The following is a 927-nucleotide window of genomic DNA, read 5'->3' on the forward strand; positions in this document are numbered from 1 at the left end:
GCTAAAGAACGCTATCAACGGGTTCAAGAAACCTATCCAGAGAAAGTAATTGTCCTCCGGTCGCAAAAAGAAATGGATCACTTCTTAGAAAAGACCGCAAACAACAAGAAAAACCAACGTGCCTAACGTTGGCTTTTTGCTTTTACCCAATCACACTTCCGTTTGGTACAGCTGAATCAACTGTGAGAAGTGTTAATTGACCATCATGTTCAGCTGAGAGGATCATTCCTTGGCTGACATATTTTTTCATCATCTTGCGAGGTTTGAGGTTGGCAACGATTTGAACCTTCTTGCCGACCAATTCTTGTTCATTTGGATAGTATTTAGCAATTCCTGAGAGGATTTGACGATCTTCACCATCACCAGCATCCAAGCGGAATTGAAGCAACTTATCAGAGCCTTCTACTTTAGAAACTTCTTTGACTTCTGCGACACGGATTTCCACCTTATCAAAGTCGTCAAACTTAATTTCATCCTTGTTCAGTTTGAGCTCGACTTCATCTGGATTCCATTCTTTTTCGACTGCTGGTTTGTTGCCTTCCATTTGTTCCTTAATATAGGCGATTTCTTCTTCCATATCGAGACGTGGGAAGATTGGTGTTCCTTTGGCAACAACAGTCACACCTGCAGGGAAATCAGCCAAGCTCAAGTTTTCTAGACTAGAAACTTCTGCTAGACCAAGTTGTGCCAATACAGCACGACTAGTTTCCATCATAAATGGCTCAATCATGTGAGCTACGACGCGAAGACTAGCTGCCAAGTGACTCATAACACTTGCCAATTGATCACGAAGTACTTCATCCTTAGCCAAGACCCATGGAGCTGTCTCATCAATGTATTTGTTAGTACGAGAGATAAGTGTCCAGACTGCTTCTAAAGCACGTGGGTAGTCAACTGCATCCATGTGTGTATGGTAATCAGCGATTG

General features: G+C 42.5%; 1 protein-coding gene and 1 pseudogene. One reads left to right on the forward strand and one right to left on the reverse strand.

Translation table 11 applies throughout. From position 1 onward, the window contains the following. Window positions 1-126: pseudogene (locus SORDD16_RS11785) on the forward strand (DNA topology modulation protein); the annotation flags it as partial. 16 nt (window positions 127-142) lie between these two features. Here the strand turns inward: SORDD16_RS11785 and metG are convergent. Continuing rightward, window positions 143-927, reverse strand: a 785-nt coding sequence (gene metG / locus SORDD16_RS05000) for a methionine--tRNA ligase subunit beta (RefSeq protein ID WP_081215141.1), incomplete at its 5' end; no start/stop codon positions are given.

The organism is Streptococcus oralis (genome assembly GCF_001578945.1).
Classification (GTDB): domain Bacteria; phylum Bacillota; class Bacilli; order Lactobacillales; family Streptococcaceae; genus Streptococcus; species Streptococcus oralis_Q.